General features: G+C 68.3%; 17 protein-coding genes. 11 read left to right on the top strand and 6 right to left on the bottom strand.

Annotated features, from left to right (window positions below):
* Positions 1–25: 25 nt before the first annotated feature.
* Positions 26–625, top strand: a complete 600-nt coding sequence (locus HVO_RS11395; protein WP_004043550.1) for a class I SAM-dependent methyltransferase — start codon at positions 26–28, stop codon at positions 623–625.
* 19 nt (positions 626–644) lie between these two features.
* On the opposite strand, the gene HVO_RS11390 is transcribed toward HVO_RS11395, so the two are convergent.
* Positions 645–1145, bottom strand: a complete 501-nt coding sequence (locus tag HVO_RS11390) for a DUF5797 family protein (protein WP_004043551.1) — start codon at positions 1143–1145, stop codon at positions 645–647.
* Between the two features lie 99 nt (positions 1146–1244).
* On the opposite strand from HVO_RS11390, the gene HVO_RS11385 reads away from it, so the two are divergent.
* The 4 genes from HVO_RS11385 to HVO_RS11370 all read left to right on the top strand — a co-directional run bounded on the left by HVO_RS11385 (position 1245) and on the right by HVO_RS11370 (position 3493).
* Positions 1245–2018, top strand: coding sequence for an enoyl-CoA hydratase/isomerase family protein (locus HVO_RS11385; protein ID WP_013035442.1), 774 nt, complete (start codon positions 1245–1247; stop codon positions 2016–2018).
* A 118-nt stretch (positions 2019–2136) separates the two neighbouring features.
* The gene (locus HVO_RS11380; protein ID WP_004043553.1) at positions 2137–2394 is read left to right on the top strand and encodes a DUF5789 family protein; all 258 of its coding nucleotides are present in this window, start codon (positions 2137–2139) and stop codon (positions 2392–2394) included.
* A gap of 93 nt (positions 2395–2487) precedes the next feature.
* The gene (locus HVO_RS11375) at positions 2488–2808 is read left to right on the top strand and encodes a transcription factor S (RefSeq protein WP_008574128.1); all 321 of its coding nucleotides are present in this window, start codon (positions 2488–2490) and stop codon (positions 2806–2808) included.
* 40 nt (positions 2809–2848) lie between these two features.
* Positions 2849–3493: a DUF6517 family protein gene (locus HVO_RS11370; protein ID WP_004043555.1), complete on the top strand. Its 645-nt coding sequence runs from the start codon at positions 2849–2851 to the stop codon at positions 3491–3493.
* Between the two features lie 51 nt (positions 3494–3544).
* On the opposite strand, the gene HVO_RS11365 is transcribed toward HVO_RS11370, so the two are convergent.
* The 3 genes from HVO_RS11365 to HVO_RS11355 form a co-directional block, all read right to left on the bottom strand.
* A complete protein-coding gene (locus tag HVO_RS11365; RefSeq protein ID WP_004043556.1) occupies positions 3545–4270 on the bottom strand; it encodes a methyltransferase domain-containing protein in 726 nt (241 codons plus the stop codon).
* Positions 4267–4656, bottom strand: coding sequence for a nascent polypeptide-associated complex protein (locus tag HVO_RS11360; RefSeq protein WP_013035416.1), 390 nt, complete (start codon positions 4654–4656; stop codon positions 4267–4269). The genes HVO_RS11365 and HVO_RS11360 overlap by 4 nt, the downstream gene beginning before the upstream one ends.
* Positions 4657–4738: 82 nt before the next feature.
* A complete protein-coding gene (locus tag HVO_RS11355; protein WP_004043558.1) occupies positions 4739–5407 on the bottom strand; it encodes an O-methyltransferase in 669 nt (222 codons plus the stop codon).
* Positions 5408–5563: 156 nt separating this feature from the next.
* Between HVO_RS11355 and HVO_RS11350 the strand changes: the two genes are divergently transcribed.
* The gene (locus tag HVO_RS11350) at positions 5564–7240 is read left to right on the top strand and encodes an acyl-CoA mutase large subunit family protein (protein ID WP_004043559.1); all 1677 of its coding nucleotides are present in this window, start codon (positions 5564–5566) and stop codon (positions 7238–7240) included.
* 307 nt (positions 7241–7547) lie between these two features.
* Entirely contained in the window at positions 7548–7832 is a 285-nt protein-coding gene (locus HVO_RS21280) for a hypothetical protein (protein ID WP_013035307.1), read from the top strand.
* A 94-nt stretch (positions 7833–7926) separates the two neighbouring features.
* Here the strand turns inward: HVO_RS21280 and HVO_RS11340 are convergent, their stop codons facing one another.
* Entirely contained in the window at positions 7927–8307 is a 381-nt protein-coding gene (locus HVO_RS11340; RefSeq protein ID WP_004043561.1) for a hypothetical protein, read from the bottom strand.
* Positions 8308–8314: 7 nt separating this feature from the next.
* Entirely contained in the window at positions 8315–8689 is a 375-nt protein-coding gene (locus HVO_RS11335; RefSeq protein ID WP_004043562.1) for a YbjQ family protein, read from the bottom strand.
* Positions 8690–8743: 54 nt separating this feature from the next.
* On the opposite strand from HVO_RS11335, the gene mce reads away from it, so the two are divergent.
* The 4 genes from mce (at position 8744) to HVO_RS11315 (ending at position 14067) form a co-directional block, all read left to right on the top strand.
* Entirely contained in the window at positions 8744–9127 is a 384-nt protein-coding gene (mce, locus tag HVO_RS11330; RefSeq protein WP_004043563.1) for a methylmalonyl-CoA epimerase, read from the top strand.
* Between the two features lie 3 nt (positions 9128–9130).
* Positions 9131–11071: an o-succinylbenzoate--CoA ligase gene (gene menE / locus HVO_RS11325; protein ID WP_004043564.1), complete on the top strand. Its 1941-nt coding sequence runs from the start codon at positions 9131–9133 to the stop codon at positions 11069–11071.
* Positions 11072–11163: 92 nt separating this feature from the next.
* Positions 11164–12825, top strand: a complete 1662-nt coding sequence (locus tag HVO_RS11320) for a long-chain fatty acid--CoA ligase (protein ID WP_004043565.1) — start codon at positions 11164–11166, stop codon at positions 12823–12825.
* A gap of 90 nt (positions 12826–12915) precedes the next feature.
* Positions 12916–14067 carry an acyl-CoA dehydrogenase family protein gene (locus HVO_RS11315; RefSeq protein ID WP_004043566.1) on the top strand — a complete coding sequence of 384 codons (1152 nt, stop codon included), beginning with the start codon at positions 12916–12918 and terminating at the stop codon, positions 14065–14067.
* Positions 14068–14080: the final 13 nt, after the last annotated feature.

The following is a 14080-nucleotide window of genomic DNA, read 5'->3' as shown; positions in this document are numbered from 1 at the left end:
CTTCGCGCCCCGCCAACCGAGCGGTATGGAACGATTCCAGAACACGAGCCTGCCGGACTGGGACTGGTGGGGGAAGCTCTGGCCGACGCCGGGCGAGACGCTTCGGGACCTCGGGCTGTCGGCGGGCGACACCGTCGCCGAAATCGGCTGTGGAAACGGCTACTTCGCGCTCCCCGCGGCGCGAATCGTCGCGCCGGCCACGGTGTACGCGGTCGACCTCGACGACGACCTCCTCGCGGAACTCGGCCACCTCGCCGCCCAGCAACGCATCGACAACGTGGTGTCGGTCCGCGGCGACGCCCGCGAGCTTTCGGCGCACGTCTCCGAGCCAGTCGACGTGGCGCTCTTCGCGAACGCGTTCCACGGGGTCGACGACCGCGACGAGTTCCTGACGGAAGTCGAGTCGGTCCTCGCCGACGGCGGCCGGTTCGTCGTCGTCAACTGGCGGCCGCTCCCCCGAGAGGAGACGACCGTCGCCGGCGAACCGCGGGGTCCGCCGACCGACCTGCGCCTCGATCCCAAGGAGACCGCGGCGATGGTCGAAGATGCGACCGACCTCGCTGTGACGGCGGAACTCGATATCCCGCCGTACCACTACGCGCTGGTGTTCGAGCGGCGCGAATAACGACCGCGGAGGCGGGCGGTTAGACGACTTCCACGTCGACCTCGTCGCGCTCGACGGCGAGGCGGAACGTGGGGACGGTCCGGTAGACGACTTCGATGACGCCCTTGCGGCGGAGGCTCTGGAGCGCGCGGCGCACGTCGTCAACGTCGGGGTCGATGTCGAACTCGTCGCGGAGCTTGTTGAGGACGCTGACGACGCTCTCGGAGCGCTCGTCGGGGCCGGCGACGACCTCGAAGACGCGAGCTTCGAGCGAGGGGACGCGGATGACGCTCGGCACGGATTCGGCCTCGTCGTCGCCCTCGACGCCGGGTTCGACGCCGACGAGTTCGGCCGCCTCGGCCGTCGCGCGGATGAGGCTGTTGTCGTCGCGGTAGTAGTAGTCTTTCAGCTCGGATTCGAGGTAGCGGTGGACCTCGCTCCCGCTTTCGAGGTCCCAGCGGTTCTGTAACTCCTTGTTCTTCGTCGGCTGGAGCCGGACGATGTCGGCGAGGCGTTCTTCCGCCTCGTCGGAGAGCGTCATATCGGTGGATTCGACGGAGGGGCTATAACGTTGTTCTGGATTCTTCAGCGCGACCGGCGAACGTTAATTATTATCCCTGTGCCTCGCGTCGCCCCGAGTATGAGCTGGGACACCCTTCGACTCGACTGGGACGGCGACGTGGCGACCATCACCATCGACCGCCCCGAGCAGATGAACGCGCTCAACGCGGACACGCTCGACGCGCTCGAAGACGCCCTCGACGAGGCCGAAGCCGACGGCGCTCGGGTGGTCGTCCTCACCGGCGCGGGCGACGAGGCGTTCATCGCGGGCGCGGACATCGGCTACATGAAAGACATCGGAACGCCCGCCGCGCAGAACTACGCCGAGCAGGGCCACCGCATCGCGACGCGCTTGGAGGGGTTCCCCGCGCCGACCGTCGCGGCCATCAACGGCTACGCCTTCGGCGGCGGCATGGAGTTCGCGCTGGCGTGCGACCTCCGGGTCGCCTCCGAGCGCGCGCTGCTCGGCCAGACCGAAATCGACCTCGGCATCATGCCCGGGTGGGGCGGGAGCGTCCGCCTGCCGGCGCTCGTCGGCGACGAGGTCGCCCGCCGGCTCATCTTCTTCGGCGAGCGCATCGACGCCAGCGACGCCCACGAGTACGGCATCGTCGGCGAGGTCGTCGCCCACGACCAACTCGACTCGCACGTCGAAGACCTCGTCGCCGACCTCGCGTCGAAGCCGCGGCACGCCCTCGCGGGCGCGAAAGCCGCCATCAACATGTCCCACGACGCGCCGCGGGACGCCGCGCTCGACTTCGAAGCCCGCGTCTGGAGCGGCCTGTTCGGTACCCACGACCAGCGCGAGGGGATGGAGGCCTTCCTCGACAAGCGCGACCCCGACTTCGAATAGAACCGAGAGAGCTCTTGTTTCCGGTTTATTCGGGCGATTCGAGTCACCGATTCTCCCGCATAGCCGTGCTAGCACGGCTCCTACAACTGCTAATACGCCCTATGTATAATGAACAATCGTGCAAGAATCAATCACGCTCGCCCGCGTCGAATCCCTCCTCGAAGACCTCTCGTACCCGGTGTCGCGACGGGACGCCGCGACCTCCCTCGACGGTGTGACGGTGCTCATGGCCGACGGGAACGCCGACCTCGGTGAGTTAGTCCGGAACTGCCTCACGAGCGAGTTCACCGACGCGAAGGACCTGTACTACGAACTGAACAACGCGATGCCAATCGAGGCGCTCGGCGAACCGGGGCAGTCCGACGGCGACGCCTGAACCGCCGTTCCGCGCCGACTTTTTTCAGCGCTCACCCCGCGAGCGCGGCGCAATCCTGACGCTTAAGTCCCTCAAGCGGTAGGACGTACTATCATGGAGTTTTGCGACGACTGCGGGTCCCTGATGACGCCGCAAGACGGCGTCTGGGTCTGTCCGAACGGCCACGAGAAAGCCCGAGACAGCGAAAAAGAGAAGTCGATGGTCACGACCGAGGGCCAGGAGTCCAGCGAGGTCGTCGACATGTCCGACGTGGACAACGCCGACATCGGCCCGACGACGAAGGCCATCTGCCCGAAGTGCGGCCACGACGTGGCGCGCTACGAGATGAAGCAGATTCGCTCGGCCGACGAGTCCGAGACGCGCTTTTTCACCTGCGTCGAGTGCGACCACAAGTGGCGCGAAGACGACCACTGAGCGATCCGCTTTTTTCAGCCCTCCGTCCGTAACGCGGGGCATGGCCGACGCGCCCGCCCCGCCGACGCTCCCGCCGCTGGAGGGCTGGGTCCGCGTCGACGACGCGACGGACCGCCCGTTCGAACTCGGCCCCGTCAGCGTCGTCGCCCGGACGGTCGTCTACGAGGACGCCGCCATCCGCGAGCGCGTGCCGGCGACCGCCGACGGCCCGTGGCGCTTTCTGTTCGCCAGCCGCCTCGAAATCCGGCCGCACACACCGCCGTCGAAGTCGCTGACGAAACTGGTCGGCAAGCGCGCGAGCGCCGGCTTCCGGTCGCGCCTCGAAGCCCGCGGCTTCTCGGACGTTCGGCGCGTCGAGTCGCGGACGCTCCGGGTGCGAGTTGGCGGCGGTGGCGACGGTCAGCGCGACGCCGGCCGAGACGACGACACCCGAGGAGACGACGCGACCGAATCCGAGGCCGACGTGATTCGCTACGCCGCGACCGTCGAACTCGCCGGGGTCGAACTCGCCGCGGACGCCTACCTCGCGGTGACGCCGGTCGACGGCGAGTTCCTCCTGACCGGCGGCGCGTACCCCCGCGAGGTCCGCGGTGGCGACGGGGAGACGGCCGCGGCGCTCCGCGAGGCAATCGAACCCGAACGCTTCAGAGAAGAGCTGTTTCGCGTGATTCGCGGCGTCGGGTGAGGGAACGAAGTCGGGCCGAAAGAGCGGTTGGCCCGCCGGCGTCGGACTCGCTCACTCGTTGCGGGCGAACACGAGGTAGCCGGTGTGGCCGACGCCGGCGGTCGAGGGGCGCGACCCGCGGTCGTTGAAGTCCATCTGTCGCTGAATCGTCTCGAACGTCTCCACGTCCGAGAGCCCCGCCTCTCTGGCGGCTTCGACGGCCGCGCGCGTGCCCTCCACGAACGGGGAGTAGACGGCGACGTAGCCGCCGGTCACGAGCAGGTCGGGCGCGTGGCGGACGACCTCTGGCGCGTTCTCGGTGTCGAGCGTGAGCGCGTCGAACCCCGAGTCCGCGAGGTCGTCGAGTTCGTCGGTGATGTCGCCGGTGCGAACGTCGACGCGCTGTTCGACGCCCGCGAGACGCATGTTCTCGCGAGCCACGTCCGCGAACTCGGCGTCGCGTTCGAACGTCGTCACGTCGACGCCGAGGCGGCCGAGGTACGCCGAGAGGACGCCCGTGCCGGTGCCCGCGTCGAGGACGCGCTCGCCGGCCGCGACGCCGGTGTGGCCGACGATGAGGCCGATATCGCGCGGCATCATCGGCGCGCCGGTGCGCTCGAAGTGGTTGAAGAGGTCCGGGCCGCGCGGCTCGCGGACGAGGAACTCCTCGCCGATGTGGGTTTCGAGCGTCTGGCCGGCTTCCACGTCCTCGGGGACGGTGAGCATCCCGAGGTCGGTGTGCAGTTCGTCGCCGGGCGCTCGGAGGTACTCCCGGTCGCCGTGGACGAGGAGTATCACTCCAGTCGCGCGATGGCCGCGGCGAGGTCGCCGTCTTCGGCCTCCAGCGCTTCGCGGGCCTCGTCCTCGGGGACGCCGGCGCGCTGGGCCACGATGGCAACGTCGTCGGCCGGGATGGCGTCGGCGGCCTCGGCGGACTCGGCGGACTCGACGGACTCGTCGCCGTCGTCGCCGGCACCGAGTTCGCGCGTCTCGGGCTCGCCGACGATTTGATACGTCTCTTGGCCCTGCGCGTCCATGCGCGTGACCTGCGCGTCGCTGAAGACGAGTTCGTCGTCGCCCGTCTTGATGACGACTTCCTCGGCATCGAGCTCCGTCACGTCGATGCCCATCTGCTTCATCATCTGCTTCATCTTTCGCGGGTTCATCCCGCCGCCTCCAAACATACCCGAACGGTCGGGGTGGGCGCTCAAAAGCGTGGCGAACGTCGGTGCGCGGCGGTCGGCGCGCGTCCCGGCGGTCGCGCGCTCACTCGACCCGCGTGCTGACCGCGAGGCCGCTGCCGACCGGGAGGACGATGGTCTCGTACCGCGGGTCGGCCCGGACCGCGTCGAGGAACGCCGCGATGCCGCGGGTGTCGGCGTCGGCTCCGTCGAGGGCCTCGGCCCGGCCTTCGCTCCAGTCGGTGAGCGCGCCGAAATTGACCGGGCCGCGCATCACGTTGTCAGCGACGACGACTCCGCCGACCGCGACGCGGTCGGAGACGAGGTCGAACGCCTCGGCGTAGCGGTGTTTCTGGTGGTCCAACAACACGAGGTCGAACTCGCCGTCGACGCCCTCGAACAGGTCGAGCGCGTCGCCTTCGAGGAACGTCGTCCGGCCGGCGAGGCCGGCCCGGTCGAGAAACTCCCGCGCCATGTCGAGTTCGTGGGCGTCGTGTTCGGTCAGGAAGAGTTCTGCGTCGTCGGCCATCCCCTCCGCGAACCACGTCGCGGAGTAGCCGAAGCCGGAGCCGAACTCGAACAGCCGCGTCGCGTCCGCGAGGTGCGCGAGGACGCGGAGCACGCCGCCCGCCTCGGGGCCGATGATGGGAAAGCCGTGCTCGTCGGCGTAGGCGGCCATCTCGGCCTGCACCGCGTCGTGTTCGGGCGCGGTCGCCGCGAGGAACCGCCGCGTCTCGTCGGTCAGGATGTCCATGGCGAAGCAGGGCGCGCGAGCGACATAAAATCGGTCGCCGCGGCCGCGTTCGCGGGGACGCCGTCACTCCCTCGGTCGCGCGCTCACGGTCGGAGACAGCGACCGATATCCGCCGACCCGCGTACGCTTAAGTAGGGACAAACCACATCTTCGACCATGTTTGATCCCGACGAGCTCGAAGAGATTCGGGAGGCGAAAGCCGAGTGGGAAGACGAGACGCTGGGGCCGACGCTCGACCGCTTCGGGGAGCGGAAAGAGGAGTTCACGACCGACACGGGGGGCAACGTCGTCAAGCGGCTCTACACTCCCGACGACGCCGACGTGGACTACGACGAGGACGTTGGCTTCCCGGGCGAAAAGCCCTACACGCGCGGGGTGTATCCGACGATGCACCGCGGGCGGCTCTGGACGATGCGGCAGTACGCGGGCTTCGGGACGGCCGCCGAGACCAACGAGCGGTTCCGCTACCTCATCGACAACGGCTCGTCGGGGCTGTCGCTCGCGTTCGACCTGCCGACGCAGATGGGCTACGACTCCGACGCGATGATGGCCGCCGGCGAGGTGGGGAAATCCGGCGTCGCCATCGACAGCCTCCACGACATGGAGACGGTGTTCGACGGCATCGACCTCGGTGAGGTCTCCACGTCGATGACCATCAACGCCCCGGCGGCGGTGTTGCTGGCGATGTACGTCGCCCTCGGCGACAAGCAGGGCGTCCCCCGCGAGGAGCTTCGCGGAACCATCCAAAACGACATCATGAAGGAGTACATCGCGCGGAACCTCTACATCTTCCCGCCGGAGCCGTCGATGCGGCTCATCACGGACATCTTCGAGTTCTGCGCGGCGGAGACGCCGAAGTTCAACACCATCTCCATCTCCGGCTACCACATCCGCGAGGCCGGGTCGACCGCCGCCCAAGAGGTCGCGTTCACCCTCGGCAACGGCATCCAGTACGTCGAGGCCGCGGTCGACGCCGGCCTCGACGTGGACGACTTCGCCCCGCAGTTGTCCTTCTTCTTCAACGCCCACAACAACATCCTCGAAGAGGTGGCGAAGTTCCGCGCCGCCCGCCGGATGTGGGCGAAAATCATGGAAGAGCGCTTCGGCGCTGAGAACCCGAAGTCGATGCAGTTGAAGTTCCACACCCAGACCGGCGGCTCGACGCTCACCGCCCAGCAGGTCGAGAACAACGTCGTCCGCGTCGCCTATCAGGCGCTTGCGGCCGTCCTCGGCGGCACGCAGTCGCTCCACACTAACGGGAAGGATGAGGCGCTGTCACTCCCCACGGAAAAGTCGGTTCGGACGGCGCTCCGCACCCAGCAGATTCTCGCCCACGAGTCGGGCGCGGCCGACACCATCGACCCGCTGGCGGGCAGTTACTACGTCGAGGCGCTGACCGACGACATCGAAGACGAGGCGTTCGACCTGCTCGACGAGGTTGACGAGCGCGGCGGCATGCTCGACGCCGTGAAAAACCAGTGGGTCCAGCGGGAGATTCAGGACGTGGCCTACGAGCGCCAACGCGAGATAGAGGAGGGCGAGCGCGTCATCGTCGGCGTCAACGAGTACCAAGTGGACGAGGAGCCGACCGTCGAAGTGCAGGAGGTCTCCGAGGAAGAAGAGCAAAAGCAGGTCGAGTCGCTCGACGCCCGGAAGGACGACCGCGACGAGGAGGCCGTCGAGGCCGCGTTGGAAGACATCCGCGCCGCCGCGAACGGCGACGAGAACCTCCTCCCGCTCATCGTCACGGCGGTCAAGGCCTACGCGACGGTCGGGGAAATCTGCGGCGTCCTCCGCGAGGAGTTCGGAGAGTACGAACCCGGCATGGCCTGAGCCGCCCCTACACTCCCGAACGACCGGCGCCGGCGACCGCCCCGCACCCCGCGCCCCGTGCCAACGAGTCACTAATTCTATACGTTCACCCGTCCAACAACTTTTATTATCACCCCCCGAGTGGAGACAATCGAGGCTTATGATGCCGCTTATCGCGTTCTAAACCCGTCACACGCCCGGCCGCCGTCTGTCGGCGCGAGGTTCGCGCCACCAGTCGCTCGATTTTCGAGCGGCGGCCGTCGCGTTGCGGGGCTCTTCGACCGGAGAGCCCCCGGCATCGCATCCGATTGTCCCCCTCACCAGACGAATGTCACGACAACGCTCCAGAGACAGTCGTACCGGCTCCGACTACCACCCCTCGCATCACCGACCCGCGCCCTCGTTGGCGACGCAGGCCGCCCTGCTCACCTCGATGGCCGCGGTCGTCGCGGTCGTCACCTACCCCGTGGCGTCGCTCGCGGTCGCCGTCACCGTCGCCGCCATCGTCGCCGTCGCCCGCGTCGTCGTCACCCGGGTCGACCGCTCGATGCTGACGGTCGACGTGCCCGGCGTCCCCGTCGAGGTCACGGTCGCCCGGACCGCCCGCGACTGAGGCCCGACCCGACGCCGTGAGTCACACGCCGACTCGCTCGCTACCTTCGAACTTCACGCCCCTCGCGTCCCGCTCTTGACGCGCGCTCCTGCGCTCATTTTCGTTCCCCACTCTCGACGCGTTTCCCGCTTTCGCGTCGCTCACCGACACCGACGAGTCGAGTTCGAAGCACTCGCCCGGCCGCCACGAAGACCATTGCCTGGAGGTAACCGAAGACGGCGAGCGCCGGGTGGAACACCGCCGTCTCGCGGACGCCGAACTCGTTGGCCGCGAGCGTGTCGAAGAAGAAGGCGGCCACCAACGCGGGGGAATCGACGACCCAGATTTCTCTCGGCACCACGCCGACGAAGCCGACTGCCCACACGGCCGCGAGCGCGGCGAAGACGGCGACTGTGGCCCGGGCTGTGGCGAGTCGGACGAACCTGTGTGCGAGTCGCCGCGGGTCTCGGGTGACCCGCCGAGTCGTCGGCGTCACCGTCGGCTCACGCCACGTCGGCGTTCGACTCGGACGCGGGTTCCGCGTCGGCGTCGGGGTCGGTGCCGCCGACGAGCGTGACGGCGGTCCCGTAGGCCAGAATCTCGGCCGCTCCTTGGGCCACCTCGGCGGTCACGTACCGGACGCTGACGACGGCGTCGGCACCCATCGCCTCCGCCTCGGCCACCATCCGGTCTGTCGCCTCGTCGCGCGCCTCGGCCATCAGCCCGGTGTAGGACTTGAGTTCGCCGCCGACGATGTTTCGGAGCCCCTGCGTGATGTCGCGGCCGACGTTTCGGGCGCGAATCGTGTTCCCCCGGACGGCACCAAGCGTCTCCTCGATGTCGCGGCCGATGACCGTCTCCGTTGTCGTTACTATCATGACAGGAGTATCGAACCGTCTGGGTTTATCCGTTGCGCCCGACGAACTGGAGGCATGCATTTCGACCACGTCGGAATCGCCACGCCCGACGCCGCCGGGTTGGCCGCGCTGTTCGCGGAGCTGTTCGACGCGCCCGTGGCCCACGAGGAGACGTTCGACGGCATGTCGGTCGTCTTCCTCGAACTCGAAAACGGCTACTTCGAACTGCTCGAACCCCACGAGGAGGGTGCTATCTCGAAATTCCTCGACAAGCGCGGCGGCGGTATCCACCACGTCGCCGTCGAGACCGACGACATCGAGGCCGCGCTCCGGACCGCCGAGGCCGCCGGCGTCGACCGCATCGACGAGGAGCCGCGCCCCGGCGCGTGGGGCCACGAGGTCGCCTTCTTACATCCCAAGTCCACGGGCGGCGTCCTCGTGGAGTTCGTCTCGCACTGAGCGATGACGGGCGCTCCCGACGACGCGGCCGGTGGCAACGACTCCGAGTCGACCGAGGACGACGCAACCGCCGCCGACGCCCGCGGGTTCGCCGGGCCGATGCGCGACTGGCTCTCCCACCGGGTCGCCGCGACGCCCGACCGACAGGCGCTCATCCACGCCGCGACCGGCGACTCGTGGACCTTCCGCGAACTCGACGCGCTCGTGGACGAGACCGCCGGCCAGCTCGCCGCCCTCGGCGTCGAGGCCGGCGACCACCTCGGCGTCGTCTTGACCCCCGGCATCGACTACGTCCGACTCATCCACGCCGCGACGCGGCTCGGGGCGGTGCTCGTGCCCCTCAGCGACCGACTCACCGCCGACGAAATCGGTCGCAACGTCGAACTCGCGGACGTGACGACGCTCGTCTGCGGCGAGTCCACCGAGTCGACGGCGGTCGAGGCGACGACCGACGTGCCCGTCGTCTCCGTGGACGACCCGCGCTGGGAGGGCGTCATCAACCTCTCGTCTATCGCGCCCAAGCGGGTCGAACCCGTGGGCTGGTCGCTCTCGGAGACGATGCTCCTGCTTTTCACCTCGGGGACGACCGGGACGCCGAAGGCGGTGCGACTCACCATGGGGAACCTGCTCGCCAACGCCGTCGCCGGCGCGTTCCGAGTCGGCGTCTCGCGCGACGACCGGTGGCTCGTCACGCTCTCGTTGCACCACATGGGCGGCATCGGCCCGATTCTCCGCGGCCCGCTGTACGGGACGACGGTCGTCCTCCGCGAGGGGTTCGACGCCGGCGGCGCGGCCGACGACATCGGCAAGTACGACGTGACGGGCGTCTCGCTCGTGCCGACGATGCTCACGCGGATGCTCGACAGCCGGGGGACGCTCTCGGACTCGCTCCGCGTGGTGCTCCTCGGCGGCGCGCCCGCCCCCGACGAACTCATCGAGCGCTGTCGGAACTACTCGGTGCCGGTCCACCCGACCTACGGCATGACCGAGACGGCGTCGCAGGTCGCCACCGCGACCCCGCGGGAGGCGTTCGACGACGTGGGGACCGTCGGGCGGCCGCTCTACTTCACCGACCTCCGGGTCGTCGACGAGGACGGAACCCCCGTCGAACCCGGCACGCCGGGCGAACTCGTCGTGTCGGGACCGACCGTCTCGCCCGGCTACTACCGGAACCCCGAGGCCACCGCCGACGCCTTCAGCGACGCCGGTCTCCGAACCGGCGACATCGGCTACCGCGACGACGACGGTCTCCTGTACGTCCTGAACCGGAAGGACGACCGCATCATCACCGGCGGCGAGAACGTCGACCCCGGCGAGGTCGCGGCGGTCCTGCGGGACCACCCCGACGTTGACGACGCCACCGTGCTCGGGGTCCCCGACGCCGAGTGGGGCGAGCGCGTCGCCGCCCTCGTCGTTCCCGCGGACCCGGAGAACCCACCGGACGACGAGGACCTCGACGCCTTCTGTCGCGAGCGACTCGCCGGGTTCAAATGCCCGCGACTGGTCGCGACCGCGGACGAACTCTCGCGGACCGTCTCGGGGACCGTCGACCGCGAGGCGGTCCGCGAGCGACTGGTCGCGGCCAAGCCCGTCGCGGAGGCCGAACCGGAGCACGCGACCGATTACGACGACACCAACGACGATGCCGGTGACGACGGTGACGACGACGACGAGTCCGACGACTCCGAGACCGACTCCGGCGAGGCGACGCCCGCGAGCGACGCCGACGAGGCCGCCATCGACGACGCCGAGGGCGACGCGACAGTCGCGGACGCGGAACGCGACGGAGACGAGGCCGAGGACGATAGTGAAGCGAGCGTCGACGGAGCCGAACGCGGCGACGCCGAGCGCGCGGAAGGCGACACCGACAACGGAGACGCCGACGCCGGCGATACCGACGGCGGCGACGGTGGTGATGAGTTCGTTCCCGACCGCGACGAGTGAGTGAACGCGCCCGCGGGTGACGCCGAATCCGCAGCCCGCACCACGCCGAGTCATTTCCAAACAATCATTACGTTTTACCACAAGAGGACACTATGGTAGGTGCTACCAACCAGACACTTCGGCCGTTCCTGTGGCGCGCGGGCAAGCTCTATCCGGACCGCGAAATCGTCTCTCGGACCGCCGAAGGGCTGGAACGCTACACGTACGCGGAGTACGAGGGGCGCGTGGCACGGCTCGCGGGGGCGCTTTCGGACGCCGGCATCGGGGACGGCGACCGGGTGGCGACGTTCTGCTGGAACCACAACCGACATTTCGAGACGTACTTCGGGGTCCCCTCGATGGGCGCGCAGCTGCACACCATCAACCCGCTTCTGCCCGACCACCACATCCAGTACATCGTCGAGAACGCGAAGGACCGCATCATCTTCGTGGACCCGTCGCTCGCGCCGAAACTCGCCGGCGCGGTCGACGGGGACGCCTTTGCCTCCGTCGAGCAGTTCGTCGTGATGGCCTCCGAGGTACCGGACGACGTGGGCCTGTCCCCGGTGACGGACTACGAGTCGTTCATCGCTGACCACCCCGACGAGTACGACTGGCCGGACCTCCCGGAGGACCAGCCGGCGGGGATGTGTTACACCTCGGGGACGACGGGCCAGCCGAAAGGCGTCGAGTACTCCCAGCAGATGCTGTGGGCGCACACGATGGCGACGCTCCCCGAATCCGGCCTCGACATCGGCGCGAAAGACGTCATCATGCCGGTCGTCCCGATGTTCCACGTCAACGCGTGGGGCCTGCCGTTTTCGACGACCGCGGCGGGCGCGAAACACGTCTACCCCGGCCCGTCGCCGACGCCCGAGGACCTCGCGACACTCATCGAGGAGGAGGGCGTGACGATGACCGCGGGCGTGCCGACGGTGTGGCTCGGCCTGCTCGACTACCTCGACGAGCACGACGCGGACATCTCGTCGCTCGAACGCATCATCATCGGCGGGTCGGCCGCGCCCAAGTCGGTCATCCGCCGGTTCGACGAGGAACACGACGTGGACGTGCTCCACGCGTGGGGCATGACGGAGATGTCGCCGGTCGGGACCGTCGCCCACCTCAAGCCGGGGATGGAGGACCTCCCCGCCGAAGCGCAGTACGAAAAGCGCGCCAAGCAGGGCCTGCTCGCGCCGGGGCTGGAGATGCGCGTCGTCGACGACGACGGGAACGAGGTCCCGTGGGACGACGAGGAGTTCGGCGAGCTGTGGGTCCGCGGCCCGTGGGTGACGACCGAGTACTTCGAGCGCCCCGACGCGAACGAGGAGGACTACGAGGATGGCTGGCTGAAGACCGGCGACGTGGTCACGGTGGACGAAGACGGCTACGTCCAAATCGTCGACCGGGCGAAAGACGTCATCAAATCCGGCGGGGAGTGGATTTCGTCGCTCGAACTCGAAAACAGCATCATGGCCCACGACGACGTGGCCGAGGCGACCGTCATCGGCGTCCCCCACGAACGCTGGCAGGAGCGCCCCGTGGCCTTTATCGTCCCGAAGGGCGGCGTCGACGAGGACGCGCTCAAGGCCGACCTCGTCGCGCGCGTCGAAGACGAGTTCCCGAAGTGGTGGGCCCCCGACGAGGTCGTGTTCATCGACGAGGTGCCGAAGACTGCGACCGGCAAGTTCGACAAGAAGGTGCTCCGCGACCGGTACGACGACTCGTCGCTCATCGAGGGCAAGACGCCCGATTCGGAGGCTCCGTCGGACGAATGAGCGTCGGGCAACAGCTATTCTAACAAAAAACAAGTTTGAAGTTTAGACTGGTTCCATGCCTATTTTTACTGTACGATTCCATGGCGTGGTATGGAACTTCTCGACGACTCCATCGTGCCCGAACACGCCCGCGACCTCAAGCAGGAGGCCCGCGAGTTCGCCGAAGCGCACATCGAACCGGTCGCGGCGGACTACTACGAGTCCGGCGAGTACCCCCGCGAGGTGCTCCAAGCGGGGATGGACGCGGGGCTCGTCGCACAGGACATCTCCGAGGAGTACGGCGGCAAGGGTTTCGACCTCCAGCAGATGCTCGCCATCTCCGAGGAGTTCTACCGCGCCGACGCCGGTATCGCGCTGACGCTCCAGCTCGCCTCGTTCGGCTGCGAGATTATGGAGCACTACGGCAGCGAAGAACAGAAAGAGAAGTGGCTCCGCCCGGTCGCGGAAAACGAACAGCTCTCGGGACTCGCGGTCTCCGAGCCGCAGACCGGCTCCGACATGGCCGGCATGGAGACGGCCGCCGAGAAGACCGACGACGGCTACGTCCTCAACGGCGAGAAGTACTGGGTCGGCAACGCCGTCGAGGCCGACTGGCTGACGGTGTACGCCAAGACCGCCGACACCGACGACCGCTACTCGAACTACTCGATGTTCATCGTGCCGACCGACACGTCCGGCTACGAGGCGGAACACATCCCCGAGAAGATGGGTATGCGCGCCTCCAAGCAAGGCCACATCGTCTTCGACGACTGCGAGGTGCCCGAGGAGAACCTCATCGGCACCGAGGGCGGCGGCTTCTACATGCTCGCGGACTTCTTCAACCACGGCCGCGTCATCGTCGGCGGCCACAGCCTCGGCCTCGCGGCCGCCGCCATCGAGGAGACGTGGGAGTTCGTCCACGACCGGCAAGCGTTCGGGCGCAGCGTCTCGGAGTTCCAAGCGGTCCAGCACATCCTCGCCGATATGCGCATGGAGTTCGAGGCGGCCCGCGCGCTCAACTGGCGCGCCGCCGAGAAGGTCGCGAACGGCGAGGACGCCGGCTTCTGGGCGGCCGCAACGAAGACGAAATCGACCGAGACGGCGGTCGACGTGGCCGAGCGTGGCATGCAGCTCCACGGCGGCCGGTCGGTCCTCAACGAGTACAAGATTTCGCGGGTCTACCGCGACGCGCGCATCCCGGTCATCTACGAGGGCGCAAACGAGATTCAGCGCAACCTCATCTACCGGCAGGGCGGGCTGTGAGCAGGCCCCGGCA

The sequence above is a fragment of the Haloferax volcanii DS2 genome, from assembly GCF_000025685.1.
Taxonomy (GTDB): Archaea; Halobacteriota; Halobacteria; order Halobacteriales; family Haloferacaceae; genus Haloferax; species Haloferax volcanii.
This window is presented reverse-complemented; position numbering and strand designations above follow the sequence as displayed.

Bases quoted from the DNA above. Each gene is read 5' to 3' on its own strand.
- HVO_RS21280 (WP_013035307.1), top strand. From the start codon at position 7,548: ATGTCACGACAACGCTCCAGAGACAGTCGTACCGGCTCCGACTACCAC.
- HVO_RS11335 (WP_004043562.1), bottom strand. From the start codon at position 8,689: ATGATAGTAACGACAACGGAGACGGTCATCGGCCGCGACATCGAGGAG.
- HVO_RS11320 (WP_004043565.1), top strand. From the start codon at position 11,164: ATGGTAGGTGCTACCAACCAGACACTTCGGCCGTTCCTGTGGCGCGCG.
- mce (WP_004043563.1), top strand. From the start codon at position 8,744: ATGCATTTCGACCACGTCGGAATCGCCACGCCCGACGCCGCCGGGTTG.
- HVO_RS11360 (WP_013035416.1), bottom strand. From the start codon at position 4,656: ATGTTTGGAGGCGGCGGGATGAACCCGCGAAAGATGAAGCAGATGATG.
- HVO_RS11385 (WP_013035442.1), top strand. From the start codon at position 1,245: ATGAGCTGGGACACCCTTCGACTCGACTGGGACGGCGACGTGGCGACC.
- menE (WP_004043564.1), top strand. From the start codon at position 9,131: ATGACGGGCGCTCCCGACGACGCGGCCGGTGGCAACGACTCCGAGTCG.
- HVO_RS11355 (WP_004043558.1), bottom strand. From the start codon at position 5,407: ATGGACATCCTGACCGACGAGACGCGGCGGTTCCTCGCGGCGACCGCG.
- HVO_RS11390 (WP_004043551.1), bottom strand. From the start codon at position 1,145: ATGACGCTCTCCGACGAGGCGGAAGAACGCCTCGCCGACATCGTCCGG.
- HVO_RS11375 (WP_008574128.1), top strand. From the start codon at position 2,488: ATGGAGTTTTGCGACGACTGCGGGTCCCTGATGACGCCGCAAGACGGC.
- HVO_RS11315 (WP_004043566.1), top strand. From the start codon at position 12,916: ATGGAACTTCTCGACGACTCCATCGTGCCCGAACACGCCCGCGACCTC.
- HVO_RS11395 (WP_004043550.1), top strand. From the start codon at position 26: ATGGAACGATTCCAGAACACGAGCCTGCCGGACTGGGACTGGTGGGGG.
- HVO_RS11370 (WP_004043555.1), top strand. From the start codon at position 2,849: ATGGCCGACGCGCCCGCCCCGCCGACGCTCCCGCCGCTGGAGGGCTGG.
- HVO_RS11350 (WP_004043559.1), top strand. From the start codon at position 5,564: ATGTTTGATCCCGACGAGCTCGAAGAGATTCGGGAGGCGAAAGCCGAG.